Genomic DNA, 25,444 nt, shown 5'->3' with positions numbered 1-25,444 from the left:
CGCCTTCCCTGGAGGCCGCGACGGTTCCGCGATCAGGTGGCGTGCCGTGGGGTGATGTGGTTCTCGGTCTTGGCCTCGATGAGGTGAGCCATCGTGCGATGGTCAGTGAGAACCGACCAAGGAACTCACAGATGGGACACAACGCACGATGGCTCTTGGCCAGTCTGCCCTCCTCGAGCTACTCGGGGAACTTCGCTCAACCGATGTGACTGATCGGGTCCGTGTCGCGACCGAGAAGCTCTATCAGGAGTTGATTGATGCCGAGGCGGCTGCGGTGATCGGCGCGGCCCCGTTCGAACGCTCTGTTGATCGGACCACGCACCGTAACGGGACGCGGCCGAAGACGGTCACCACGACGGCCGGTCAGGTGGATCTGCGGATCCCGCAGCTGCGTGCCGGATCGTTCTTCCCCTCGCTGCTGGAACGCAGGCGCCGGGTCGATCAGGCGCTGGGGGTACCGCCCTGCACGGAGTGTTTGGGGGCGTCGCAGTCGTGATGGAGGCCTATGTCCACGGCATTAGCACGCGCAAGGTCGACGACCTGGTGCGGGCGCTGGGCGCTGACACCGGGATCAGCGAGTCCGAGGTCTCCAGGATCTGCGCGAATCCGGACGAAGACGTCGCCGCCTTCGGAGAGCGCCCGCTGAATGCCACGACCTATCCGTATGTGTTCGTCGATGCGACCTACTGCAAGGCTCGGGTCGGTCCCCGTGTCGTGTCCCAGGCCATTGTGGTCGCGGTCGGTGTCGCCGCAGACGGCCACCGGGAGGTCCTGGGGTTCGACATCGGCGACACGGAGTCCCTCGCGAAGGTGCCCAAGGTCACCGGCCCGATGGTCGCCGCGATCGACGCGGCATAGAATCGAACCACTGACCCGCACGGTGTCGAGAAACTCCACCACACTGCGGGACGTCACCCAGGATCAACCCGTCCGCTCATCACCCGTGCAGGACGTACGCGTCTCCTCGTTCGTGTCGGGTCCGAAACGTGCGGCAGCATGCAACGACCGCCGTGGTAGATGGATGGATCCACCACGGCGGTCGCCCCTCCCTCACATGCTCGGTCATGTGATGGGCCCACGGCGCGGGCGCCTCGGGAGCTTAACCCGCGCCGTGGGGGTCTTTCAGTGCCGGCGCGAACGCTGAACCATGAGTCCACCCCCGGCCGCCAGTGCCACGAGTCCGGCCAGGACGAGCCATAGGACGCCATCCGGGGCCCCGGCATTCGGGATCGTGCCGAGATCGTCGAAGGAGTTGGTCACGGTGACCGCAGCCTTCGCGCCCTCCCCGCCCACGATTGTGAACCCGGCGGCCTTGTCGCCCTCATGCACCGACAGGCTGACGTCATCGGAGCTCCACTGGACCCCGGACCACAGGATGTTGCCCGGCACGTCGGCGTCTCCCGCCGACTCGGTCACGGTGACCTCGGCGCCCAGGAGGATGCCGTCGATGACGACCGGCGTGCCGGCAGTGATCCGCGCGTCCTGGTGCTGTTCAACACCCTGGAGATCGGTCCAGGAGACCCGCACAGGGAAGGACGCGTCGGACGGGACCTCATCGGCGCCCGTGCCATCGAGGGCCTTGGTCAGCTCCACGCTGCCTGTCAGCGCCGTCACCGAATTGGCCAGCTCGACCGCGGCATCGTCTGCGGCCCCGATGACGACCACGGCTGTGCCGTCATCGTGCGTCGTCACCCGGTCGCCGGTCCACACGGGACGGTTCCAGATGAAGCTCGCGGAGTCCTCCGGACGCAGCTCGCTCAGTGCGACCTCGGTGCCGTGGGGGAGATCCTCATCGAGCGGAACGGTGGCGCCGTCGACAGGCACCGTCAGCTCCTTGGTCCGCTCGACACCCTCCTGGTCGAGCCAGCTAGCGATGACCGTGAACGTCTCCGGCACATCGCCGTGATCCGGAGACACGCCCGTCAGCTCCTTGCTGACCGAGAACGTGCCCGGTGCCCAGGTGGCCTCATTGGTGACCGTCACGAGCGTGACATCGTTCTGCTGATCGGAGACCACCACGGTGGCGCTGCCGTCGCCGTTGTCGGTGACATCGTCCCCGTTGATGGTGATCGCATCCCAGATGACGGTGTCGATCGAGGGAGCGTCACCCTCGGTGATCGTCACGACCGTGCCGGCGGGCAACTCCTCACCCAACTCAACCGGCTGCTGAGCATTGATCATCAGCTCACGGGTCTGCTCCTCGCCATCGGCATCAGTCCACGACACCGTGACGGGGAACTCCGCATCGTCGCCGACCTCGCCAGCCGCCTCTCCCGCGACGCCCTTGAGCAGGCTCAGACCCGCCGTGGACGTGGCGGCATGGTTCTCCACGGTGACCAGAGCTTCGGCGTCGCGGCTCACCGTGACGACGGCCGAACCGCCATCGATGGCGACCCCGTCACCGGACCAGACCGGCGTGCCCCAGACGATGCTCGAGCCATCCTCGAGCGGCGTCTCGGTCAGCGTGACCCGCGTGCCGATGAGCAGCTGCTCGTCGAAGGGCACGGCGGTGCCGTCGGTCGGCAGGTTCAGCACCTTGCTCTGCTGCGTGCCACCCTCCTCGGTCCAGGTCGCGGTGACCTCGACCGTCTCGGGAACCGCCGGATTGTCCGCCTGGTCGCCGGTGACCTGCTTGGCGAGGGCGAAGGTGCCGACCGTGCGCTCGACCGTATTGGTGACGGTGATCGTCGCCGGCTCGGCGACGTGATCAGCGGTGACCTCGATGGTCTCGGGGCTGATCTGTACCGGGAGCCAGGTCAGTACGTCGTCATCGGTGGGCAGGGCCTCCGAGAAGGTCACCACTGCCCCGACCGGCAGGTCCTCCAGCTGGTAGGGCTCTCCCGCGGTGACCGCGAACTGACGGTCGGGCTGTGCGGGGAAGCCGTCCCCGATGGCGCTGACATCGATCGCGGCGTTGATCAGGAACTCCTGATCCTCAGCCACCAGTCCCGCGGCGGGGCCGTCGATCTCCTTGACGATCTCCAGACCGCCCAGCTGCGTCGTGTTCGTCAGCTGTACGGCGATATTCGTCCGCGGAGTGATCTCGGCGACCGCGGTCGCGCCGTCGTCCGAGGGCGTGACGCCCGTGGACTCGGCGAACACCGGGGCACCGAAGAGGACACCCGGGACCGAGGGGAAGGTCGGCTCGGAGAGCTCGAAGGTCCATCCGTGGCCGCGCGGGGTGAAACCGCTCACCGGGTCGCCGTCGAGCGGCACCTGAAGGTCGTACTCGTGCTGCGTCACGCCGGACGGATCGATCTCCGCCACGTGCACGGTGAACATCGTGCCATCGGGCACGAACTCTGCACCCGGGACATCGGCGAGGTCCTTCGAGATCGAGATCGAGCCGCGGTTGACGCCCTCACCGGTGCCACCGGCGCGGTTGTTCTGCGTCACCGTACGGTTCCACTGGGTAGTGCCGAACTCGATGTCGTTGCTGTACTCGGTGCCCGGGGCGTCCATACCACCGCTGGTGGTGCAGGTCGTGTACTCGATGTAGTACTGGTACTCACGGCTGAAGCCGTCCGCCGGATCGAGCGTGAAAGTGAGCTGACGGGTGTCCGCGTCGTAGTCGACCCCGGTCGAGCCGGTCAGCTCGATCGGGCTCAGCCCACCGCCATCGATCTGGTCGAGCGCGCGGACCCGCAGTCGCAGCGACTCGGCGTAATCCTCGCCGCCCTCGCAGACCTGGTGGGTGCTGCTCAGCGTGTCGGTGATCGTCAGCGACTCCTCGCCGTCCACTAGTTCGCCCGGGATCCGGACATTCCAGTTGATGGTGGTCTGCGGCAGGTAGTCCTCATCGCCGATCTCGACGACGCCGCCGTTGATGCCGCCGCCCTTGCCCTGCGAGCGGCCCGGCACTTGCGTGTCGCCGGTCACGACCTCGCCGTCGATGCTCGCGGAGTTGGTGAACGGCGTTCCGCCCTCGGGCAGCCCCTCGGCCGTGGCGCAGGTCGTGTACTCGATGACGTAGCGCCAGTCCGAGTCCTTGAACTCGAGATCCGAGCCGCTCGCGATCGCGAAGTCGACCGCGAAGGAGGTGTCGGTGGGCGTGCCCACGGGTGTCGCGATCAGCTGGTCGGTGATGTTGGTGCGCCGATCGTTGCTGGGCCCGTAACGCTCGAAGATCTGGATGCCGGAGACCGTGTCCTCGCAGAGCACGTGCTCGCCACCGAGCGTGTCGGTCAGGGAGAAGCCGTCCTCGCCGACCAGCTTGCTGCCGGGGATCTCGATGGTCCAGCGGATCTTGCCGTTGCGCTCGGCTCCCCCGAGGACGCTGCCGGACTTGCCGATGTCCAGGCGCCAGGGACGATTCGTCACCTCGTCGGTGCCGATTCCCGCGTCACCCCAGCCCTCGACCTCAGCCGTGTTGTCATAGGTCGTCCCGGCCGGATCGATCTGACCGTCCGGTGTGCAGGTGCGGTACGTGATCCGGTAGATCACATCGGCGGCGAAACCACCCTCGGGTGCGGTGAGGACGATGCCGAACTCGGTGTCACCGGCCTGACCGTCGAAGGCGGCGATGCCCGACACATCGTTCACGGTCTCGCCACGGACGGTCTGCACCCGGAAAGCGGGGTCCTCGCACAGCTGGTGCCCGGCGCCGAGCCTGTCGACGATGGTGACGGTGTCCTGGCCGGCCATGTTGGCACCCGGCACGTCGACGGTCCAGGTCATCGACCAGTTATTGCCGTTCATCACTCCGGACTTCGAGACCTCGCCAGGGAGCTCGATGCCATCACCGATGCCACCCTCGCCCGGCACGATGACCGGTCGATCCTCGCCATTGCCGTCGATGATGACGGTCTCGGCATCCGTCCGCTGATTCGCCGTGACCTCGAACCAGAAGGTGCCGCGCGCGCCATCCCACTCGTCGACGCGCTCGTTGAGCGTGCAGACGGCCTGGTCGCTCGCCGGGTCGGTGAGGCAGCTGCCCCAGATCTCACCGTCCTGGCCCAGCAGATCGAAGGGAACGGCGGCATCGAAGTGCAGTTCGGGCGGCAGACCGACGTAGAAGGTGTCGCCGGATGTCGCATCGGCATCGCTGGCATCCCAGGTTCCGTCGAGTCGGAGGACATCGCCGATCTCGACCTGCCCGTCACCGTCCCAACTCAACTCGACGTCGTCGACGATGATGCGCGGATTCGGAGCCGCGCTGGCGGTGCCCGCCGTGACGACGGTGCCCGCGACGGCGACCAGCGCCGCGAGGAACACCATCAGGAGACGACGCGCTCGTCCCGGCGCACCATGCGCGCGGGCGGACCTTCCCCTGCGTGCGGTGGCAGCCGTGAAGAAGGCCTGCGGGGATCTCATACGAGTACTACTCCCTAAATCGATCGATGGATGACGTTCACTGCTCTTATCCGAGGAAGCTCCTCGGTCCCCGATACCGACGGCCGATCCTATTTCTCTGGCCGGGAACCGTTGGTTCGGCGGATCTCGACGAAAGTTCACCCCCGGTCCACCCCGCGACTCGCCGGAGCGATGCCCCACTGCGCAGCGAGGGCGACGGCATCAGCCCGGTTCGAGACGCCGAGCTTCCGGTACAGCGACCGGCGTTGCGTCTTGATCGTGTTGACCGAGCGGAAGACCCGACGGGCGATCTGCGCCTCCGTGCCTCCGGCGGCGAGTTCACGCAGCACCTCGACCTCAGCATCGGTGAGCTGCGCCATAGCAGGAGCCGGGAGGAATGACGGTGCGTGTCGTCCGAGCAGGCCGGCAAGGGCGTCTCCGTCCTCGCCGTCGAGCAGCCCGAGCGGCCAGCTCATCCCGTGCATCGCAGCCAGATCGGCGATACGTTGCGCCAGGACGGCGGCGGTCGTGGGACCGGCGAACCGCCGGGCGGCGGCGAACTCGCGGACGGCGGCGTGCAACCGCGGACGCGGGGCATCCTGCGCAAGAGACAGATCGACCAGTCGAGGCGGTGCTCCGGCTCCGCCGGAGGCGGCGGCGTCATCGAGGGCTCGCAGCAGAGGATGGGTGCCGTTCATCGTCGACCGAAGGGCCGCGGCTGCCTGCGGGTCGCCATCGGCCACCAGGAGGAATGCCTTCGCCATACGCAGATCGCGATGACGGTCCCCTGCTCGTTCGAGGATCCGGCGAGCAGCGGCGTGATCTCCGGCCTCGAGGGCGATGAGGGCATCCGCGGCCGCGAGCGTGGGATCGACGCGATGGCCGCCCGAGACCTCGGGAACCGTCTGCCGGTGGCGGCGCGCCTCCACCAGGTCACCGTGAACGGCCGCGACGAAGACCGCCAAGCCGCTGAGCTCTCGACGGGCTCCATCGTCTCCAGCGACGGAGAGCCCCACCGCGAGGGTCGTGAGAGCCTCTCCGGTCTTCCCTTCGACGGTGAGCTGGCGCGCACAAGCGGCGTGCACGGCAGCGCGCCAGGGACCGAGTGCCTCCCACACCTGGCGTGGAGCATCCTGCACGGCGACCGCGATCGCCGAGGCATCGGTCCTCGCGATCACCTGGCCCCGGGCGGCACTGATCTCACAGCGCAGAGCCCGCGCGAGCAGGCGGTCGGGACCACGTTCCCTGCCGAGCGGACGTGGGAGGGCGCCTCCATCGAGCCAGAGGGCCCACTGGAGGCGCGGACCGGCGTTCTCCCGCGCCCAGGCGTCGTCGTGCCATCGGGACAGCAGTCCGGGATGGTCGGTCACCAGTGCGGGACCGCAGGCCCCCAGCAGGCGCTCGGCCTCCTCTGCATCACCGGTGTGCAGAGCACGAAGGAGACGCGAGTCTGCGCGCGCACCGGCGGCCTCCAGCGCCTGCCATATCTGGTCTGGCAGGGCGGAGGGGTCATCGATCACCAGGACCAGGGGGCGATCACCGTAGGAACTCATCAACAACAAGACGGGCGACCGCCGTGGATCTGACGCCACTACCGAAGTGATCTACATCACCTTCTATAGTGGGAGCAGCGATCGGGAGCGCTGGCCCTGTCATGTCCACGCTGGGAGTACTCGTGGTTCTCGCCTTCGATGACCAAGTCCTGCTCGATGCCGTCCGCGGCGGCGACACCGAGGCGATGGACACTCTCTATCGACAGCACTCGCCCGCCCTGCGGCGCGTGGCCCTGGCCCTCGACCCCGGCCGTGCCGATGATCTCGTCTCCGAGGCGTTCACCCGGGTCTTCACTGCTCTGCGCGCAGGTCGCGGGCCGGACCGCAATGTCCTCGGCTATCTGGCCACCACCGTCCGGCGACTGCATCTGGACCACCAGCGCACCGGGAACCGCGAGACGCCGAGCTCGGATCGCGACTGGCTGCTCGACCAACCGCACACGCACGAGCTCCTCGACCCGGTCGACGAGCGCCGGGCGGCCGAGGCCTTGAACGGTCTGCCGAAGCGGTGGCGCGAGGTGCTCTGGTACCTGGATGTCGAGGATCTATCCGTCGCGGAGGTCGCCGAGCGACTCGGCGTGCCCGCCCCCCGGGTCTCGACATGGGCCCACCGCGCACGCGAGGCTCTGCGTCGCGGCTATCTGAGCGGACACGTCACTCCCACTGAGAAACTGCCGTGCCGTTGGACACGCGATCGGCTCAGCAGTCTCGTTCGGGGCGGACTCGGCTCATCGGGCAGCTCCAAAGCGATGCGCCATCTGGACGAATGCGCCGAATGCGCCGCCCTTTATCACCAGCTGACGACGATCAATACGCAGCTCGGTGCTTGGACCTGGCCCGTGGTGCTCACCGGTTTCGGCGGCATCTCGACCGCGGCGTGGGCGGCCCCGGGTGGGACGGCCGGAGCGATCCTCGCCGCCTTTCCACGTCCGCGTCTGCGTCAGTGGATGACTCAACCGGCGGGTCTCGCGACAGCGACGGTCGCCGTGGCCGCCGCCGTCGCGGTAGCAGCCGCGTCGGTGATGGAGATATCCGATAGCGCTCCTTCGCCGGCAACCGCCGCCGCTCCGAATGGACCGGTAGGGACCCCAGTTGCACCCGGCGCGAACCCGCCGACAACGACCGCAGGGACCGATCCATCGGACCTCGCGCCGGCAGCGCTCATCACGCCGCCGGTGCTTCCGGTGACCGGAACGACACCCCATGAGACCGCCCTGCCCCCAGGCGGGCCCGCCGATATCAACCGCGACATCCCGACTCGGTCGGCACCGCCCGAGCCCGAGCCGACTCCACTGACTCCACCGGAACCGGAACCGGAGCCCGAACCGGAGCCCGAACCGGAGCCCGAACCCGAACCCGAACCCGAGCCGGAGCCCGAGCCCGAGCCGGAGCCCGAGCCCGAGCCGGAGCCGGAGCCCGAGCCGGAGCCGGAGCCCGAGCTCGACGAGCTGAGCGTCGAAGCGGCACTGGGCGGCCAGCTGATCCGATCCCTCGTTGTCATCGCCCACGCCAGCGGCAGGGGCGAAACCCCGATCACGCTCAACGCCACGATCCGGCTGGAGCGGGGCATCTGGCCGGCTTCCCCGGACGGCGGCTGGGTGTGTGAGGGTTTGCACTTCGGTACGCGTGCCATCGACTGCTCCCTGGAGTGGACACCGGGAACGTCCGTACCGACACTCACCCTCGAACTGCTCACCCTCGTGGAACCGCGGGGCACCGTCGAACTGTGGTCTCCCCTCGAAGGCTCCCCGCGGGTCACGGCGTATTTCTGACGGCGCGGCCGACTAGCTGCGACGGCGGCGCAGCACGACCACGATCGCCGCCATGACGACCACGAGCACCACGATCGAGCCGGCGATGAGGCCGACGTCGCTGGCCTCGTCCTCGGCATCCTCGGCCGCGGCATCGTCGGCGGGCGTGGACTCGACGCCCGCCTCCCGCGCCTGTTGACGCAGCTCCTCATCGGGAGCCGTGGCCGGTGCCGCGGTGCCGTCGCCATAGGCCAGCGCAACGAATTCACCCTCCTCGAGGATCTGCTGGTCCACCCCCTGCTGGGCAAACTCCCAGGCGCCGTCGGAGCCGATGTAGAACCCCCAGAAGCTGTCCCCGGCCGGCATCGAGTCGCAGGACTCGACATCCGCACCCGGACGGCCCTCGACCCGGCACACCACGCTGTCGCCGTACTCCGTGGTGCCCTCCAGGTCCACCCCGGCACCGGTGATCGCGGCGAGCGCCGACATCTGGGCGGCGCCCTCGGCGCACACGACCTGCTGCTCCGCCTCCAGCGGACCGTAGTCGACGAGGATCGGGATATCGGCCGGATCCTCGCACTCGCTCTGCGCCGCGGACGGCGCGGCGACGGCGACGAGGCCGGGCAGGACGAGGGCAGCAGCGGCGATCAGTCGCTTCATGTGGGGTTCCTCTCGAAGGGGATGATGCGCGCCCGGCGGGCCGCCCGGCGCAAGGTGAGCAGGATGGCGGGACCGAGGACGACGATCAGCAGGGCATTGGTGATGGCGCGCCCGGTGTCCCAGCCGGTGGAGGTCAGCAGGAAGAAGACCGCGAAGCGCCGGAGGTTCTCCAGCAGCGGATCCCCCGGCACGAAGGACAGGGCCCCCGAGTCGATGCCGATCGCGAAGGGCCAGGTGGACAGGTTCATGAGCAGGCCGAAGAGATAGGCGCAGATCACGCCGTAGAGCGCGAGCATCGCGATCTCCGCCTTGCCGCGGAGGCGATGCGGCAGCAGTCCCGCCCCCATGCCGATCCAGGCGGAGCACATCATCTGGAACGGCAGCCACGGCCCCACTCCGGCCGTCAGCAGTGCGGAGGCGAATACCGTCGTGCACCCGAAGACGAAGCCGAAGCCCGGGCCGAAGACCCGTCCGGCCAGGATCAGCAGGAAGAAGACGAGCTCGATACCGGCGGTCCCGGCGCCGAGGGTGCGCAATGCCGCGTTCACCGCGGTCAGGACCCCGAGGATCGCCAGGGCGCGCGAGTCGATGCCGCCTTCGGACAGCTCGGCGAGCACCACCAGCGCGATGACGGGCAGCAGGACCATCAACAGGAAGGGCTGATCGACGCGGGTCGCGTCATCGGACGGGCGCAGGATGAGCGGCCAGCAGAACATGACGATGCCCGCGAGAGAGGCGAGAGCCAGGACGGCTGCGGATCTGCGGCCGATGGGGACGCCGGGACTCACCATCGCGTCCGCTCCACCTGCGCCACCGTCAGCCACTGTGGTCCGAGGACCTTGGCCACCTGCGGCGCGAACGCGGGCGACTCCGCCAGCACATCGCGGACGGCGCCGGCCGAGACCACCTCACCGTCCGCGAGCACCACGACCGTGTCGGCGACCTGTGCGACGAACTCGACGTCATGGGTCGAGAGGAGTACGGCGTGCCCATCCTCGGCCAGCTCGCGCAACACCCGCGACAACTCGGCCTTCGCCGGGTAGTCGAGGCCGCGCGTGGGTTCGTCGAGTGCGAGCACACGAGGACGGGCGGTGAGGACGATCGCCAGCACGAGCGCGAGACGCTGACCCTCGGAGAGGTCACGCGGGTGACGGATGCCGTCGATGCCGGGCGCCAGCCGGTCGAGCAGTTCCCGGCAGGTGCCCGACGGTGCTCCGGCCTGCTCGTCGGCGGCGGCGCACTCCTCGGCCACGTCCTCGAGGTAGAGCAGATCACCGGCCGTCTGCGGCACGAGTCCGACGAGCATCCGTGCCTCACCCGCGGGGACATCGGACGGATCGGTCCCGTCCGGACCGATGGCGACCGTGCCCGCGTCCCGGCGACCGGTGCCTTGCATGGCCCACAACAATGACGACTTGCCCGATCCGTTGCGGCCCATCAGCACGCAGATCTCGCCGGTCCGCACCTCCAGATCCACCGCGTCGACGGCGACGACCGGACCGTAGCCGACGTCGATGCCGCGAGCGATCAGCTCCACCGGTCCACGCGGCACCGGTCGCGGCTCGGGCTCGGTGAGCACGAAGGGCTCCGTGCGCACCCGCTTGCGCGCCTCACGCACCGAGAGCGGGAGAGGGTCCCATCCGGCGAGACGTCCCAGGTCCACGATGGGCGGGGCAACCGGGGAGTCCCGCAGCAGCTCGGCCGGAGGCCCGCTGCGCACGGTGCCGTCCTCGACCACGACGAGCTGGTCGGCGAAGGGGATGACCCGTTCCATCCGATGCTCGGCGACCACCACGGTGAGCGCGAGGTCATCGACCAGACGGGCGACCGTGGCGAGCACGTCCTCGGCGGCTGTGGGGTCCAGTGCCGAGGTCGGCTCGTCCAGCACGAGGACGCGCGGGTGCATCGTCAAGACCGATCCGATCGCGACGCGCTGCTGCTGTCCTCCCGAGAGCGTCCGCAACGCGCGATCGCGTAGATCCGCCAGGCCGAGCAGGTCGAGGGTCTCCTCCACCCGGCGCCGCATCGTCGACGGGCTCAACCCCAGTTGCTCCATGCCGTAGGCGAGCTCCTCCTCGACCGTGTCGGTCACGAAGCCGTCCAGCGGATCCTGCGGCACGTAGCCGACGAGATCGGCCAGCTCGCGCGGCGGTCGCCCGAGGACGGAGGTTCCGTCGATGCGCACATCCCCGCGCAGCGTCCCGCCGGTGAAGTGCGGGACCAGACCGTTGAAGACACCCAACAGCGTCGACTTCCCCGATCCGGTGCGACCGACGACCAGCGCGAGCTCACCCTCGCCGATCGTCAGATCCACTCCGGTGAGCACCCGGAAAGGAGCACCGTCGTAGGCGAAGGAGACGTCGATGACCTCGATCATCGGATCACCCGCCGCGGTTCGGGGGTCGCGAAGGCGGGCACGGCCGTCACGAGCACGGCCGCCAGTGCCAGGATCGAGACCTCCGGCATCCGGGTGAGCGAGGGGAAGGCCGCGGCCGGGTCGACGAAACGCATGCCGACGGCGGCGACGATGCCGCAGGCCGCGGTCATCAGCTCCGGGCCGCGCCACCGGTCCGGGCGGTATCGCGTGCGCTGCACCCGCTCCCCCGCACGCAGGAAGCCGATCACGGCACAGCCGATGCCGCCGGCGAGGACCGGCCAGGAGAGCCATCTCGGGGCCGTCTGGTCGAGGAAGGCGTAGGTGCCGACGCACAGTCCGAACAGCCCGGCGAGCAGGAATCCTCCGGTCACCGCGCGCGCCCGCACCGAGGCGGTGCCGGCGCGTCCATAGCCCCGGGCGTCCATGCCCGCGGCGAGCGTCATCGATCGCTCCAGCGCGTCTTCCAGCACGGGCACGACGAGCCGCCGCATCGCCCCGATCCCCGTGCCGGGCTCGCCGCGCAGACGCCGTGCCCGGTGGACCCGCTGCACGCTCTCGGCGAGTTGCGGGAAGACCGACATCGTGACGACCAGCGCCGTCCCGACCTCGTACAGTGCGGGCGGCACCGAGGCGAGCAGTCGCTTGGGATTGGCGAGGGCATTGGCGGCACCGACGCAGATGACGACCGCCGCGAGCCGCAGACCGTCGTAGAGACCGGCGAGCACCGCCGTCGACGTGACATCGCCCAGCAGCCGGATACCCGAGACGACATCGGGCAGCGGGATCTCGGGCAAGGGGATCAGCACCGTGTCACCGATGACCGACCCTCCCCCGAAGACCAGCCGGTACAGCACACGCACCGCCACGATGACCGCACCGAACCAGAGGTAGAAACGGAAGGCGCGGGCCCACGGGGCATCACCGCGCCGACTGACGACGACGAGACAGGTCACCGCGATCACCAGGCTCAGGACGACCGGATTGGTGGTGGCGGAGGCCGTCGCGGCCAGGCCGAGGGCCCAGATCCACCACGCGCCGGGGTGGAGGTCGCGAGCACGACGCTGTCGGCGCTGCGGGGGGCTGGTAGTCGCGACGACCATGGTCCTGACCCCCCACTGCGAGACGCGACAGTGTGTCGTGATGGACCCGCCCGCCCGGTCTCCCGACTCGCCCGAAGGCCTACGGTTGCGCGACAGTGCCGGACTCCGACCGGCTTCCCCGCGACGAACAGGTGCCCACTGGCGTGGACCCCACGAGTATAGGAGGTGACGCGGGGGCAGACCTCATCGCGAGGCTCGTAGCGGTGGGGCCCGGTGGCGAACTCCACCGGCGGGCGGCAGCGCGAACGATCTCGAGTGTCGTTCGCGCCACCGCATCGACAGTCTGCCGTGGCGGCTTAGAGATTCCGACCTCTTAGGTCCGCGCTACGGGCACCTCGGCGAATCGGTGGTGCAGCTCCACCAGGCGATCACGCGCCACACTCGAGAGATGGCTGTCGCCGAGGGCCGCGAGGAGCTCGTACTGGCCGAATCCCCGGCAGGCCGGCTCCTCGACCTCGGGCAGGAACTCCAAGATCGCCTGCTCGAGTGCCTCATAGGTCGCCATCGAGCAGACGTCGGCATGTACCGCGACGACGTCCATCGGCGGCCAGCTGCTCGATCCCCAGCCGAGCGAGTACCAGTCCGGGTGGGCCACCAGCCATTCCACGGCGGTATCGGAATCGGCCGAGGGGACGGCGAGCATGCGGCAGCGCAGGATGTCCGTGGCATCGTGGTCGACATCGGCGAGCAGCTCGTGCCACCGCTCGACACCGGGATCACCGGCCCAGGCGAGCGTCGAGAGGGCCTCGGCCAGGGTGGCGTAGATCGTGCCGTCCAGCCGGTGCGCGAACACTGCGCCACGGACATCGCAAGGCTCGCGATCCCGGGCCCTCGGCTCGCCATCGCGCAGGGCATCGGCCAGGACGTGCTGGAGGGTGAGCTCGACGAAGCTCATCGCGTCGCTCGCGACCACGCTCGCCAGCACATCGGCCGGCCAGCTCGCCGAGGCATCGAGCCCACGTTCTCGTAGGTCGCGTTCCAGGTCCTCATAGCCTGGTGGGGTGGTGGCGCCCACGATGATCTCCTCCGATCGTCTGCCACTCCTTGGACCTCATGGAAACAGATCGCGGCGCGTCGCGCGCGAGATCAAGGGCAAGCAGCCGCGTTTTCGGATGATCATCTGACTTTCCAGGCAAAAAAGCACCTTTATGAGGTAAACATCCACCCCTGGACGGATCTGCGGACGTCCATCTTGGGCTACCGTCGACACGATGGACAGAGCACCCTTCCGCCTCAGCCCGCGCGGCAGGCGGTGGTTCGATATCGCGCTGACCTGCGCGCTGCTCGTCTTCGCCGCCCTGGCATCCGTCAGCATCAGCATCGGCGTGGCGCTCCTGACCGTCTCTCAGATCGCTCCCCTGTTCTGGCGGCGGTCGCATCCGCTGGCGGTCTTCGCCGCTGTCTACGTCACGCACGCCGCGCAGGTGCTGCTCTACGACACCACCCTCCCCGGACAGCTGGCGTTCCCGGTCGCCGTCTACTCGGTGGCGCGATGGCGCGGGCTACGCTCGAGCATCCCGGTGCTCGTCCTCAGCCTGATCGCCGCCGTCGTGGCCGCCGTCGACTGGCTGCCCGGACTCGACCTCACCGCCACCGCGGATCTGCAACTCATCATCTCGCAGGCCATCGGCATCGGCCTCATCGTCATCGTCGCCTGGGTGCTCGGACGGCTCGGACACACCCGTGAGGCCTATGTGAACTCGTTGATCGAACGCAGCGAGCGGGTCGCCCGCGAGGCGGACCAGCGCGCCCAGCTCGCCGCTCAGGGCGAGCGCAATCGCATCGCCCGCGAGATGCACGATGTGGTCGCGCACGGACTCTCGGTCATCATCGTGCAGGCCGACGGGGGGCGCTACGCCGCGGCCGCCCGCCCCGAGTCGGCCGTGGAGGCGCTGGAGACCATCGCGAGCACAGGCCGGCAGGCACTGACCGAGATGCGGTCGCTGCTCGGCCTGCTGCGCGAGAACGGCACCGGCACGGCTCCACAGCCCGATCTCGCCGATGTCCCGGCACTGCTGGAGGAGGCCGCGATGTCGATGCGACTCGACACCGAGATCCCGGCGGACCTGTCCGGGGTCCCGGCGGGCGTCGCCCTGACGGCCTATCGCCTGCTCCAAGAATCGCTCACGAATGTCCGCAAGCACGCCGGACCCGAGGTGAGCACCACGGTGACGCTCCGCCGCGACGGTGACGCGCTCCTCCTGACGGTGCGCGACGACGGCCGCGGGGCGAGCGCGGCCGATGACGGCGGGGGCCACGGGCTCGTCGGCATGCGCGAACGGGTCGCGGCACACGGTGGCGAGCTGCGGGTCGGGCCCGTCGTGGGCGGCGGATACCAGGTCGATGCGAGGATTCCCTGGTGAGCGATTCGATCCGCGTGTTCCTCGTCGACGACCAGCAGATGGTGCGAGCCGGGTTCCGGATGCTCATCGACAGCCAGGACGACATGACGGTGGTCGGCGAGGCCGGCGACGGAGCCGAGGCCCTGCAGCTCATCGGCGTCACCACGTGCGATGTCGTGCTCATGGATGTGCGGATGCCGCGCCTCGACGGCGTCGAGGCCACCCGTTCGGTCACCGCGATGGCCGATGGCCCCCGAGTGATCGTGCTGACCACCTTCGATCTCGACGAGTACGCCTTCGCGGCCATCAAGGCCGGCGCCGCGGCCTTCCTGCTCAAGGATGCCGCTCCCCCGGAGCTGCTGGGGGCGATCCGAGCGGTGCATCGCGGCGACGCCGTGGTGGCGCCGTCGACCACGCGCCGACTACTGGACCACTTCGCGACGACGCTGCCCGATCCCACGGACGCCACGAAGTCCCCCGACGACCGGCTCGCCGAGGTCACCGATCGCGAGCGCGAGGTGCTGGTACTGGTCGGGCGGGGCCTGTCGAATTCGGAGATCGCGAGCGAGCTGTTCGTGGCCGAGGCCACCGTCAAGACCCATATCAGCCGGCTATTGGCCAAGACCCGCTCCCGCGATCGCGTGCAGTTGGTCGTGCTCGCCTATGAGACCCACCTCGTCGGCGGCCACTGACTCTCGCTCCGGGTAGCACGCCTGGGCGGTGAGTAGGCGTCCATTCGGCCCGCGATCTGGACGCTCACCCACCGCCGCCGGCACGGGACGACGGACGATGCGCTTCCGCGGCGGCTATGACAGCCACCGAGGCACATCCTCCGTCGGCGCAAGCGACGGAGGCCGCCGGTCGTCGACCACTCACCGCCCGGACCGACGCCGCACGCGTCAGGGCGTGGCGACCCAGATGGCCTCGGCCGCGGGCAGCCCGAGATCGAGCTCATCACCCTCACGCGTCACCTTGATCGTGCCTGCATAGGGATGCCGCTCGTTCACATCCAGCAGCACGTCCAGGCCGATGCCCTGTTCGGTGAGGAAGCGCAACAGTGCGGGATCGGCGTCCGAGACCCGCACCACCCGGACCCGCTCCCCGCCATCGATCTCCGACAACTGCCGGGCGTCCAGCTCGGGCAACTGACCCTCGGCGCTCGGTATGGGGTCGCCGTGGGGATCGCGCTCCGGTTCCCCGAGGGCCACCGCGAGACGTCGCATGAACAGATCGGAGACCGCGTGCTCAAGGACCTCGGCCTCATCGTGCACCTCGTCCCAGGAGTAGCCGAGATAGTCCACCAGGAAGGTCTCGATGAGCCGGTGTCGTCGCACCATCGCGAGTGCTGCGCGGCGTCCCTCATCGGTCAACCCGACATCGCCGTAGCGCTCGTGGGTCAGCAGCCCCTGCTGTGTGAGCCTCTTGACCGTCTCGGAGACCGTCGACGGCGACTGGCCGAGGCGCTGCGCGAGCGCACGCGACGAGATCGGCTCGTCGCGCCATTCGCGACTCGTCCAGATGACCTTCAGATAGTCCTGTGTGGACGCGGTCAGCTCGTCGGGGTGCACGTCCCCAGATTACGGGCTCGCATGCCCGTCAGCGGTAGCTGGTCAACCTCATGACTCGACCATGAGGTTGACCGGCTACCGGCGATCAGGGGAAGGGTTGACCAGCTACCGCCACCAGGTGGGGTGCTCACACGGGCATCTCGTGGTTCCGGCGTGCGAGGCGGGGAAGCATGCCGCGCTGCGGAGCGAGGAGATAGACCATGGCGTATACCGCCGACTGGCCGAGCACGATCATCCCGCCGGGAGCGACGTCGAGCGCGAAGCTCGTCATCAGCCCGGCCGCGGTGGCGGCGACCGCGATCAGCGGAGCGATCACCAGCATGCGCCCGATCCGGTCGGTCAACAGACGGGCGGTGACACCGGGGATGATCAGCAGCGCGACCACGAGCACCACCCCCACCGCCTGCAACCCGACCACCGCCGTCACCGCCAGCAGCGTCAACAGGACACCCGCCAGCATCCGCGGAGAACGACCCATCATATAGGTGTGCACCGGGTCGAAGGCGTACATCGTGAGCGGCCTGCGCAGGACCACGAGCACCATCGCGACGAGGACCGCGAGCACGACCACCTGGACCACCTCGGCGTCGCTGACGCCCAGGACATTGCCGAAGAGGATGTGCCCGAGATCGAGATGGCTGGGCACCACCGAGACCAGGACCAGGCCGAGCGCGAACAGCGACGTGAAGACCACCCCGATCGCCGCATCCTCCTTGGTCGGGCCCTGGCGTACCAAGGCGATCAGACCGACCGCGATGAAGGCGAACAGCAGCGCCCCGGCCGTGAACGGGACGCCGACCGCATAGGCGAGCACCACGCCGGGCAGCACGGCATGGGAGACGGCATCGCCGATGAGGGACCAGCCGATCAGCACGATCCAGCAGCTGAGCAGCGCGCAGGCCACGGACGCGGCCACGGCGACGAGGGCCGCGACCTGCATGAACTCATAGGAGAACATCTCGATCACGCCGATCCCTCCCAGCCGAAGGCCTGCGCCAATCGCTCGGCCGTCACCGTCTCACGTACCGGGCCGCAAGCGACCACCCGGCCGGCCAGCACGATCGCGTCATCGCACCAGGTCTCCAGCTCGCGCACATCATGTGTGGAGACGAGCACCGTGGTGCCATCGGCGGCGAGTTCGCCGATGACCTGACGCAAGGCCAGCTCGCTCGGGCGATCGACTCCCGCGAAGGGCTCGTCCAGCAGGATCAGCTCGGCTCGCTGGGCGAGGCAACGGGCCAGGAAGGCGCGCTTGCGCTGCCCACCGGACAGGCGACCGAGGGGCCGGTCGGCGAGGGCCTCCAGGCCGACGCGCTCGATGGCCTCATCCGTCCGTCGCCGCGCCTCGCGGCGCCCGGCGATGCCCATCGAGACCACGCCGCGAACCGTCACCGGGAAATCGAGGTCGATCCGCTCGCTCTGCACGACATAGCCGACACGACCCGCCCGGCGTGCGCTGCGAGGCGTGGCGCCGAGGACGTCGATCGACCCGCCGGCGAGCGGCAGACGGTCGGCGATGACATCGAAGAGCGTGCTCTTGCCGGCGCCGTTCATCCCGAGCAGTGCACACACGTGTCCGACCTCGACCTGCACCGAGACATCGCGCAGTACGGTCCGCCGCGCGCGGCGGACCGTAGCCGTCTCAATCTCGATGGCCGTCATCGTAGGACCTCCACGATCAGATCGGCGGCGTGACGCACCACGTCGAGGTGGCTGGGCACCGGTCCGTCCGGTGGCGAGAGCGAGTCGACGTAGAGCGTGCCTCCGAAGGGTGTGCCGGTCGCGGCAGCGAGCTGGCGCATCGTCTGACTCGACACCGTCGACTCGCAGAACACCGCCGGGACTTGTCGCCGGGTCAGCAGATCGTCGAGTGCGGCGGCCCGGCGCGGCGTGACCTGGTGCTCGGAGTTGACCGGCCACAGATAGGCCTCTCGGAGTCCGGCGTCGCGCGCGAGATAGGAGAAGGCTCCCTCGCAGGTGACGAGGATCCGGCGCTCGGCCGGGACCTCGGCGGCCGCCCGCACGAGTCGCCGTTCGATGGCCGCGAGCTCCGCCCGGTAGTGGTCGGCTCGGTCCTCGATCCCCTCCCGCTCTTCCGGGACCAGGTCGACGAGGGCACGCTCGATCGTGTCCACATAGTCCGCGGACTCGCGTGGTGACATCCAGGCGTGCGGATTGGGCTCGTCGGTGCCCTCGATCGCGATCGGCTCGATCCCTTCAGCGGCAGCCACGCGCGGCACATCGAGGCGCTGGATGAACTGCCCGAACCAGGCCTCGAGCCCGAGCCCGTTGTCGATGACGAGATCGGCATCAGCCGCTCGGCGCAGGTCACCGGGAGTCGGCTCGTAGCCGTGGACCTCCGCTCCGAGCGGGAGCAGGGACTCGACCCGCACGGCATCGCCGCCGACCGCCTCGATCATGTCGGCGGTGACCGTGAAGGTCGACAGGACCACCGGACGCTCGTCGGCCTGCTCACCAGAGGCGGCTGGGGCGCAGGCGGACAGGACGAAGACCGCGGCGGCCCCTCCCCACCGCAAGATGTTCGGCATGACGAACATCTTAGTCCGCGCTCACCGATAGCGCGTGGCGGGATGGCGAACTATGATGGGGCCATGACCGAAGTCCAGCGCCGGCAACTCCGCACCGGCACCCTGCGCACCGCGATCTTCGTCGCCGCGCTCGTCGCCTTCCTCACGATCGGCTCCCTGGTCTCCTGACCCCTCAGCGGTCGGCGAGACGCTTGGGATCGTTGCCGGGCAGGCCGGCGAAGGTCTGCGCGATGTCGAGCCACCGGTTCGCGTCGTCGCCGACCGCGCGGACGTCCACGTCATCGCGATGCCGGCGTCGCGTGGCCAGCAGTGCGAAGTCCCAGGCATCACCGGTCACCCGATCGGCGGCATCCTCGGGACCCCACTCCCACCGATCGCCACCGGGGGCGGTGAGTTCCACACGTACCGGCGCGTCCGGCGCCTCCAGGCCCCGCACCAGATAGGCGAAGCCTCGGGTCCGTACCGCGAGGTGGCACACATGGCGCACCCGGTCGTGGCGCGGAACCTCGATCCCCACCGCCTCGGCGACATCGTGTCCGTGCGCCCACGTCTCCATGAAACGCGCCGTGGCCATGGAGGCAGGACTCATCGGCGGTCCGAACCAGGGCACCCTCTTCCCCTCGGGTACCGAGCTGAGTGCCTCGGCCAACGCCCCGCGACCTTGCCGCCAGGCGCGCAGCAGCTGGTCGGGCGGCTCCAGGGCGAGCTCGTCGGCGGCATCGTCGGCGAATCCCGTGGGATTCGCTTCGGCCTGCCGCATCAGCTCGTCGAAGGCCTCGCGGTCGGTGATCGCCTCGACCGAGGCCTGATCGGTCCAGTGCAGGTGGGCGACCTGGTGAGCCACCGTCCATCCCTCCGGGGTCGTCACGGTCTGCCAGCCGGCCAGCGGGAGGCCGGCGACCCAGCCGTCGAGCTGCAGGCTCTCCGCCGCGAGGTCGTCGAGGATCGAGTCGAGGACGGTCATGTCAGCGCTCCAGTTCGTGGTCGAGGGTGACGGCCCAGGCGTCGAGGATGGCGGCTCGTCGCACCGAATCGTCGCTGAGGGTCGCGGCGAGGCCGAGGCCGCGGACGAGGTCGAGCGTGGCCTGCACGAGCTGCCGGTTGCGCCCCCGGCTCTCGTCGATGCCGAGCAGGGTGACCGCGTGCGCGTGGGTCTCGCGGCCGATGCGCCGTTCGAGATCGCCCACCTCGGCACGCAGGCTCTCGTCCGTGCGAGCGGCGACCCACAGTTCGAGGGCTGCGAAGAAGACCGGCGAGGTGAACTGCGCGGCGAGTGCATCGAGGACCGCGTGGGTGCGGCCTTCGGCGGGCAGGTCGGCCAATACGGCATCCATCTGGCTACGGCGGCGATCGGTGATGAACTCGACGGCGGCGACCACCAGATCGTGCTTACTCGGAAAATGATGCAGCTGCGCGCCGCGACTCACCCCGGCGCGCCGGCTGACGACCGTCGTCGTGGTGCCCGACCAGCCGAGCTCGACGAGCGAATCCACCGTCGCTTCGAGGAGTCGACGGCGCATCTGTCGCGTCCGTTCCTCCTGCGGAACCCGCGTCGGGGTCTCTGCCTCGGTCACGTCGCCCAGCATGGCGCGCACGAAAGAAACAGTCAACCCTGCCGGTAAGTTGAGGTCCCCTCGGCTCCGCCCAACCTTTGCCGGGTTCTGGCCCCTCAAGAGAGGTCTCAGGGGGCCACAACCCGGCAAAAGCTGGACCAAGGGACGGAGTCAGCCCGCGAGGTGGCCCGAGAGGTCCTCGGGGTGGGCATCAGGGTCGGTGACGGAGTCCTCGACGAGCTCACCGATGACCCTCCGGGCGAAGTCGGCCCCCTGACGCACGGCCACCCGCGCATCCGGGAGGACATCGACGAGCGACACGAAGGCGTGCACCTGGCCGCGCCACAGATGCACCTCCACGTCGACGCCCTTGTCGGTCAGTAGCAGCGCGAAGGCCTCTGTCTCCGGGCGGAGCATCTCGTCCTCCACGGCCACCAGGTGCACCGGCGACTCGATATAGGCCGCGGCGTGCAGCGGCGAGGCGAATCCCTCGATCACCGCACCATCGGGCAGCCAGCGCTCGCGCATCCGCGGGGTGCGCTTGATCGGCAGATAGGCCTCGCGCACGGGCGAGACCCGCACGACATTCTTGTCCTCACGCTCGGGATCGAGGCTCAGCAGCGGCGAGAAGCCGATGAGACCGGCCGGACGCTGGATGCCGCGACGCGTGCTGAGCTCACCTACCTTCATCGCCAGGTATCCGCCCGCCGAGTCACCGCCGACGACGACCTTGTCAGGCCGGTCCACACGGGCGATCACGGCCTCATAGGCAGCCATCGCATCCGCGACCGAGTCGGCGATGGTGCCCTCGGGGAGCATCACATAGTCGACCGACACGACGGCACCGCCGGTGTCGCGCACCAGCTGCTCGCACATACTGCGATGCGAGTCGATGCTCCCGGTGAAGAAACCGCCCCCGTGGAAGTACACGAGGGTCAGATCGCTGCCGCGCCCCTCCTCGAGGCCCATCCACTCCGCGCGAACACCATCGAGATCGACCTCCACCGCACTGATGCCCTCTGTCGGATGGCGAGGTCGATACCGATCCAGGGACCGGAGCCGCGCGAACATCCGGTCGTCCATCGGGGCGAGCCTCAGCAACGGCTTGACCGCGAGACGGGCTCCGCGACCGATCAGCCGGGCGCGGGGACTCGGATCCTCGTGCAAGACCGCGTCGGCGTGCACGGCGCGCAACGGCCGGCGCCGCGAGAGCCAACGCGCGGCACGAGGAGACCGGACGGCGGGTGCCATATCGCCAGAATACGGGTGCGGACCACTCACCACACGTGACGTGATGAGCCCCACCCGCGACCCTCGGTGCCCACCTGCCGGGCACGGAGTTCGGCTACCGTTGGGGGTGTGGTGACCTATGACGACATGAGCCTGGCGGACCTGCAGGTCCGGTCCCTCGGCGAGCCACGCTACGACTCCCCGCTCGCCGAGTACGTAGGGCACCGCGCCACCAATGCGTACTACGTCGCCGAGGACGACCGCGTCCTGATCGACGACACCATCAGCCTGCTCGCCTCCCGCGGCGATGTCCCGCTCGAGGAGGTCCCGTCCTACGAGCCGGGCGGCCCCCGGCGCAAGATCTTCTTCGACCCGGCCACCACCAAGGCCGGCGTCGTCACCTGCGGCGGCCTCTGCCCAGGGCTCAATGACGTCATCCGTGCGCTGGTCCTCGAACTGTTCGAACACTACGGCGTCACGGATGTCACCGGCTTCCGCAACGGCTACGCGGGCCTCGCGCCCGGTCAGGCGCCCGACCCGATCGAGCTCACCCCCTCCTTCGTGCAGAGCATCGCCGAACGCGGCGGTACCGTCCTCGGCTCCTCGCGAGGCAGCCAGGATGTCGAGGTCATGGTCGACACGCTGGTCGATCGCGGCATCGACATCCTCTTCGTCATCGGCGGGGACGGGTCGATGCGCGGGGCACACGCCATCCACGAGGAGATCGCACGCCGCGAGCTGTCGATCGCCGTTGTCGGCGTGCCGAAGACGATCGACAACGACATCCCGCTCATCGGCACCAGCTTCGGCTTCCAGACCGCCTACGCCAAGGCGGCAGAGTCGATCAAGGCGGCGCGGGTCGAATCCGATGCGGCAGCCGGGGGCGTGGCGGTGGTCAAGGTCATGGGCCGGCACGCGGGCTTCGTCGCCTGTTATTCCGCACTGGCCTATCAGGATGCCGACTTCGTGCTGATCCCCGAGGTGCCCTTCTCCCTCGACGGAGAGAACGGTCTGCTGGCACAGCTCGCCAAGCGGGTTGACGAACGCGGCAGCGCGGTCATCGTGCTGGCCGAGGGCGCCGGACAGGACCTCATCCCGGCCAGCCGACGCACCGATGCAAGCGGCAACCAGGTGCTCGGCGACTTCTCCGGCCTCCTGCGCGCCAGGATCGCCCGCGAGTTCAAAGACCGCGGCATGCCGCTCACGCTCCGGCACTTCGACCCCGGCTATCTGATTCGCTCGGTGCCGGCGGATGCCGCCGACTCGGTCTACTGCACGCGGCTGGCACAGGTGGCCGTCCACGCGGCCATGGCGGGCCGCACCGATATCGTCGTCGGCCGCCCACGCCACCGCTTCGCGCACGTGCCGATCGAGGAGGTCACCAAGCGCACCCAGCGCGTCAACCCCGATGGCGATCTCTGGCTGAGCGTCATGGAGTCGACCGGCCAGCCCTTCTCCATGCGCTGACCGTCACGCTTCTCTAGATACTCGTAGACAAATCTCGTATTATTGAGACATGAAGACCGTGTCCGTCGGCGAGCTCCGGCAGAACCCCACCCGGACGCTCGCTGCCGTGGAGGCGGGAGACACCTACGCGATCACCCGGCATCACCGGGTGATCGGCCACATCGTCCCGCCGGACGTCCAGCCCGGCATCCCGGCGCCGAAGAAGGCCGGCCCGGCGCGCACCTCGCGTCTTCCCCGACACGATCCACGGACCGCCGAGACCGTCGACGAACTGATCGACGACATGAAGGGCGCGTGGTGAGGTACTTCTACCTCGACTCCTCCGTCGCGGTACGCATCCTCCTCGGCCAGTCGGCCCCGGCGGCACGCTGGTTCGATGAAACCACCGCCGCACCCGACAGCACCGTGATCGCCTCACGCCTGCTGCGCACCGAATTGACGAGGGTGCTGCGCCGCGAGGACCTCCCGGTCGACCGCCGCGACGATATCCTGGATTTCATCGCCGTCATCGCGCTCACCGACCCCGTGATAGCGGAGGCGGAAGCGATCGTCCCTCACCTCAAGACCTCGGATGCCCTGCATCTGGCCACCGCCATCCATACCGGCGTGGACGCCACTATCGTCACCCACGACGCGAGCATGCGGTCGGTCGCGGAGATCATCGGCTACCCCACCTACGATCCCGTCGACAGCGCGAGCTGACCGCGACGCCGAGCGGGCCGGCGAGGACGGGACTACGATCGCGGTCATCGTGACAGCGCCCTCCGGCGATCAGGAGACCACGATGACCGACGAGAACGTCCGCGACTCGGCCAAGCGGCCATCTGCCCGCAGCGCGCTGCTCGGTGCCATGTTCCTCATGGCCACCAGCGCCATCGGTCCGGGTTTCATCACCCAGACCACCGATTTCACCGTCAAGCTGGGCGCGGCCTTCGCCTTCGCGATCCTCGCCTCGATCGTCATCGACATCGCCGTCCAACTGAACGTATGGCGCGTGGTCGGTGTTGCCGGACGTCGTGCCCACGAGCTCGGCAACGAGGTACTGCCGGGCATCGGGTGGCTGCTTTCGGCGCTGGTCGTGTCCGGCGGGCTGGTGTTCAATATCGGCAATGTCAGCGGTGCCGGCCTCGGTGCCAATGCGATGTTCGGCGTCGATCCCAGGATCGGCGGTACCGTGTCGGCGGCCATCGCGATCGCGATCTTCCTCAGCAAGCGCGCCGGGGTCGCGCTCGACCGCGTCGTCGTCCTGCTCGGGGTGCTGATGATCGGCATGACCCTCTACACGACGATCGTGTCACGGCCGCCGATCGGCGACGCCCTCCGCAATACGGTCATGCCCGAGACGGTCGACTTCCTCGCCATCACCACCATCGTGGGCGGCACCGTCGGCGGCTACATCACCTATGCCGGCGCCCACCGCCTCCTCGACAGCGGTGTCACGGGCCCGGAGAACGTCGGCCAGATCACCCGCACCTCCGTCTACGGCATCCTCGTCACGGGGGTCATGCGCGTCCTGCTGTTCCTCGCCATCCTCGGCGTGACCGCCGGAGGCATCCAGCTGGCCGCCGACAATCCCACCGCGAGCGCCTTCGAGAACGCCATCGGCGATGCCGGGCTGATCGTCTTCGGCGTCATTCTGTGGGCGGCGGCGATCACCTCGGTCATCGGCGCCGCCTACACGTCCGTGTCGTTCATGAGCACCACCGCAATCTCCGAGCGCACCCAGAATCTGTTGACCGTGGGCTTCATCGCCGTCAGCGCGATCGCCTTCCTGGCGCTGGGAGCGGCCCCGGTGACACTGCTGATCTTCGCCGGAGCGGTCAACGGGCTCATCCTGCCGATCGGCTTCACGGTGGTGCTGTGGATCGCGTGGATGCGCCGTGATCTCCTGGGCGGGTACCTCTATCCGCTGTGGTTGAAGATCGTCGGCATGCTCGTATGGCTGCTGACCCTCTACCTCGGCTGGAACTCGCTCGGCGGGTTGTCCGATCTCTGGAGCTGA

Annotated in this window: 21 protein-coding genes, 1 pseudogene and 1 riboswitch; of the genes and pseudogenes, 8 read left to right on the top strand and 14 right to left on the bottom strand. The window is 69.0% G+C overall.

What is annotated here, in order from left to right; translation table 11 throughout:
• Window positions 1-148: 148 nt before the first annotated feature.
• Window positions 149-801 (top strand): annotated as a pseudogene (locus BHE97_RS20710) (transposase); the annotation flags it as partial.
• A 321-nt stretch (window positions 802-1,122) separates the two neighbouring features.
• Here the strand turns inward: BHE97_RS20710 and BHE97_RS11280 are convergent.
• Together BHE97_RS11280 and BHE97_RS11275 are read right to left on the bottom strand one after the other, a co-directional pair.
• On the bottom strand, window positions 1,123-5,313 hold the full coding sequence (locus BHE97_RS11280; RefSeq protein WP_140400104.1) for a DUF5979 domain-containing protein: 4,191 nt from the start codon (window positions 5,311-5,313) through the stop codon (window positions 1,123-1,125).
• Window positions 5,314-5,450: 137 nt separating this feature from the next.
• On the bottom strand, window positions 5,451-6,845 hold the full coding sequence (locus BHE97_RS11275) for a helix-turn-helix transcriptional regulator (protein ID WP_087624130.1): 1,395 nt from the start codon (window positions 6,843-6,845) through the stop codon (window positions 5,451-5,453).
• A gap of 101 nt (window positions 6,846-6,946) precedes the next feature.
• Here BHE97_RS11275 and BHE97_RS11270 point away from each other — a divergent pair, with 101 nt between their 5' ends.
• The gene (locus tag BHE97_RS11270; RefSeq protein WP_087624129.1) at window positions 6,947-8,617 is read left to right on the top strand and encodes a sigma-70 family RNA polymerase sigma factor; all 1,671 of its coding nucleotides are present in this window, start codon (window positions 6,947-6,949) and stop codon (window positions 8,615-8,617) included.
• A 12-nt stretch (window positions 8,618-8,629) separates the two neighbouring features.
• Here BHE97_RS11270 and BHE97_RS11265 read toward each other — a convergent pair whose 3' ends face one another.
• From BHE97_RS11265 to BHE97_RS11245, 5 genes are all read right to left on the bottom strand, one after another.
• Window positions 8,630-9,256 carry a hypothetical protein gene (locus BHE97_RS11265; protein WP_087624128.1) on the bottom strand — a complete coding sequence of 209 codons (627 nt, stop codon included), beginning with the start codon at window positions 9,254-9,256 and terminating at the stop codon, window positions 8,630-8,632.
• Complete coding sequence (locus tag BHE97_RS11260) at window positions 9,253-10,047, bottom strand: ECF transporter S component (RefSeq protein WP_087624127.1); 795 nt, start codon at window positions 10,045-10,047, stop codon at window positions 9,253-9,255. Before BHE97_RS11260 ends, BHE97_RS11265 begins: the two co-directional genes overlap by 4 nt.
• Entirely contained in the window at window positions 10,041-11,633 is a 1,593-nt protein-coding gene (locus BHE97_RS11255) for an ABC transporter ATP-binding protein (RefSeq protein WP_087624126.1), read from the bottom strand. Before BHE97_RS11255 ends, BHE97_RS11260 begins: the two co-directional genes overlap by 7 nt.
• On the bottom strand, window positions 11,630-12,733 hold the full coding sequence (locus BHE97_RS11250) for an energy-coupling factor transporter transmembrane component T (RefSeq protein WP_087624125.1): 1,104 nt from the start codon (window positions 12,731-12,733) through the stop codon (window positions 11,630-11,632). The genes BHE97_RS11255 and BHE97_RS11250 overlap by 4 nt, the downstream gene beginning before the upstream one ends.
• 34 nt (window positions 12,734-12,767) lie before the next feature.
• Window positions 12,768-12,894, bottom strand: a riboswitch (cobalamin riboswitch).
• 152 nt (window positions 12,895-13,046) lie between these two features.
• Window positions 13,047-13,748 (bottom strand): hypothetical protein, encoded by a 702-nt coding sequence (locus tag BHE97_RS11245; protein ID WP_087624124.1) that lies wholly within the window; start codon window positions 13,746-13,748, stop codon window positions 13,047-13,049.
• 196 nt (window positions 13,749-13,944) lie between these two features.
• Between BHE97_RS11245 and BHE97_RS11240 the strand changes: the two genes are divergently transcribed.
• Entirely contained in the window at window positions 13,945-15,096 is a 1,152-nt protein-coding gene (locus tag BHE97_RS11240) for a sensor histidine kinase (protein WP_087624123.1), read from the top strand.
• Window positions 15,093-15,767 carry a response regulator transcription factor gene (locus tag BHE97_RS11235; RefSeq protein WP_087624122.1) on the top strand — a complete coding sequence of 225 codons (675 nt, stop codon included), beginning with the start codon at window positions 15,093-15,095 and terminating at the stop codon, window positions 15,765-15,767. Before BHE97_RS11240 ends, BHE97_RS11235 begins: the two co-directional genes overlap by 4 nt.
• Window positions 15,768-15,974: 207 nt before the next feature.
• On the opposite strand, the gene BHE97_RS11230 is transcribed toward BHE97_RS11235, so the two are convergent.
• The 7 genes from BHE97_RS11230 to BHE97_RS11200 form a co-directional block, all read right to left on the bottom strand.
• On the bottom strand, window positions 15,975-16,643 hold the full coding sequence (locus BHE97_RS11230; protein WP_087624121.1) for a metal-dependent transcriptional regulator: 669 nt from the start codon (window positions 16,641-16,643) through the stop codon (window positions 15,975-15,977).
• 127 nt (window positions 16,644-16,770) lie between these two features.
• Entirely contained in the window at window positions 16,771-17,601 is an 831-nt protein-coding gene (locus tag BHE97_RS11225) for a metal ABC transporter permease (protein ID WP_087624145.1), read from the bottom strand.
• A gap of 5 nt (window positions 17,602-17,606) precedes the next feature.
• A complete protein-coding gene (locus tag BHE97_RS11220; RefSeq protein WP_087624120.1) occupies window positions 17,607-18,305 on the bottom strand; it encodes a metal ABC transporter ATP-binding protein in 699 nt (232 codons plus the stop codon).
• Window positions 18,302-19,192, bottom strand: a complete 891-nt coding sequence (locus BHE97_RS11215) for a zinc ABC transporter substrate-binding protein (RefSeq protein ID WP_087624144.1) — start codon at window positions 19,190-19,192, stop codon at window positions 18,302-18,304. The genes BHE97_RS11220 and BHE97_RS11215 overlap by 4 nt, the downstream gene beginning before the upstream one ends.
• A 172-nt stretch (window positions 19,193-19,364) precedes the next feature.
• Entirely contained in the window at window positions 19,365-20,156 is a 792-nt protein-coding gene (locus BHE97_RS11210; protein ID WP_087624119.1) for a TIGR03084 family metal-binding protein, read from the bottom strand.
• A gap of 1 nt (window position 20,157) precedes the next feature.
• Window positions 20,158-20,766: a TetR/AcrR family transcriptional regulator gene (locus tag BHE97_RS11205; RefSeq protein ID WP_236757652.1), complete on the bottom strand. Its 609-nt coding sequence runs from the start codon at window positions 20,764-20,766 to the stop codon at window positions 20,158-20,160.
• 150 nt (window positions 20,767-20,916) lie between these two features.
• Window positions 20,917-21,996, bottom strand: a complete 1,080-nt coding sequence (locus BHE97_RS11200) for an alpha/beta hydrolase fold domain-containing protein (protein WP_087624118.1) — start codon at window positions 21,994-21,996, stop codon at window positions 20,917-20,919.
• Between the two features lie 108 nt (window positions 21,997-22,104).
• Here BHE97_RS11200 and BHE97_RS11195 point away from each other — a divergent pair, with 108 nt between their 5' ends.
• The 4 genes from BHE97_RS11195 (at window position 22,105) to BHE97_RS11180 (ending at window position 25,444) form a co-directional block, all read left to right on the top strand.
• The gene (locus BHE97_RS11195) at window positions 22,105-23,442 is read left to right on the top strand and encodes an ATP-dependent 6-phosphofructokinase (RefSeq protein ID WP_236757651.1); all 1,338 of its coding nucleotides are present in this window, start codon (window positions 22,105-22,107) and stop codon (window positions 23,440-23,442) included.
• A 49-nt stretch (window positions 23,443-23,491) separates the two neighbouring features.
• Entirely contained in the window at window positions 23,492-23,743 is a 252-nt protein-coding gene (locus BHE97_RS11190) for a type II toxin-antitoxin system Phd/YefM family antitoxin (RefSeq protein WP_087624117.1), read from the top strand.
• Window positions 23,740-24,144, top strand: a complete 405-nt coding sequence (locus tag BHE97_RS11185; protein ID WP_087624141.1) for a PIN domain-containing protein — start codon at window positions 23,740-23,742, stop codon at window positions 24,142-24,144. The genes BHE97_RS11190 and BHE97_RS11185 overlap by 4 nt, the downstream gene beginning before the upstream one ends.
• An 82-nt stretch (window positions 24,145-24,226) precedes the next feature.
• Window positions 24,227-25,444 carry an NRAMP family divalent metal transporter gene (locus tag BHE97_RS11180; protein WP_087624116.1) on the top strand — a complete coding sequence of 406 codons (1,218 nt, stop codon included), beginning with the start codon at window positions 24,227-24,229 and terminating at the stop codon, window positions 25,442-25,444.

The organism is Aeromicrobium sp. PE09-221, assembly GCF_002174305.1.
Classification (GTDB): domain Bacteria; phylum Actinomycetota; class Actinomycetes; order Propionibacteriales; family Nocardioidaceae; genus Aeromicrobium.
The sequence above is the reverse complement of the archived record's forward strand: the minus strand, read 5'-3'. Positions and strand labels throughout refer to the sequence as shown.

Coding starts and splice junctions, on each gene's coding strand:
- BHE97_RS11280 (WP_140400104.1), bottom strand. CDS start 5,313: ATGAGATCCCCGCAGGCCTTCTTCACGGCTGCCACCGCACGCAGGGGA.
- BHE97_RS11275 (WP_087624130.1), bottom strand. CDS start 6,845: ATGAGTTCCTACGGTGATCGCCCCCTGGTCCTGGTGATCGATGACCCC.
- BHE97_RS11270 (WP_087624129.1), top strand. CDS start 6,947: ATGTCCACGCTGGGAGTACTCGTGGTTCTCGCCTTCGATGACCAAGTC.
- BHE97_RS11265 (WP_087624128.1), bottom strand. CDS start 9,256: ATGAAGCGACTGATCGCCGCTGCTGCCCTCGTCCTGCCCGGCCTCGTC.
- BHE97_RS11260 (WP_087624127.1), bottom strand. CDS start 10,047: ATGGTGAGTCCCGGCGTCCCCATCGGCCGCAGATCCGCAGCCGTCCTG.
- BHE97_RS11255 (WP_087624126.1), bottom strand. CDS start 11,633: ATGATCGAGGTCATCGACGTCTCCTTCGCCTACGACGGTGCTCCTTTC.
- BHE97_RS11250 (WP_087624125.1), bottom strand. CDS start 12,733: ATGGTCGTCGCGACTACCAGCCCCCCGCAGCGCCGACAGCGTCGTGCT.
- BHE97_RS11240 (WP_087624123.1), top strand. CDS start 13,945: ATGGACAGAGCACCCTTCCGCCTCAGCCCGCGCGGCAGGCGGTGGTTC.
- BHE97_RS11225 (WP_087624145.1), bottom strand. CDS start 17,601: ATGTTCTCCTATGAGTTCATGCAGGTCGCGGCCCTCGTCGCCGTGGCC.
- BHE97_RS11220 (WP_087624120.1), bottom strand. CDS start 18,305: ATGACGGCCATCGAGATTGAGACGGCTACGGTCCGCCGCGCGCGGCGG.
- BHE97_RS11215 (WP_087624144.1), bottom strand. CDS start 19,192: ATGCCGAACATCTTGCGGTGGGGAGGGGCCGCCGCGGTCTTCGTCCTG.
- BHE97_RS11210 (WP_087624119.1), bottom strand. CDS start 20,156: ATGACCGTCCTCGACTCGATCCTCGACGACCTCGCGGCGGAGAGCCTG.
- BHE97_RS11200 (WP_087624118.1), bottom strand. CDS start 21,996: ATGGCACCCGCCGTCCGGTCTCCTCGTGCCGCGCGTTGGCTCTCGCGG.
- BHE97_RS11190 (WP_087624117.1), top strand. CDS start 23,492: ATGAAGACCGTGTCCGTCGGCGAGCTCCGGCAGAACCCCACCCGGACG.
- BHE97_RS11180 (WP_087624116.1), top strand. CDS start 24,227: ATGACCGACGAGAACGTCCGCGACTCGGCCAAGCGGCCATCTGCCCGC.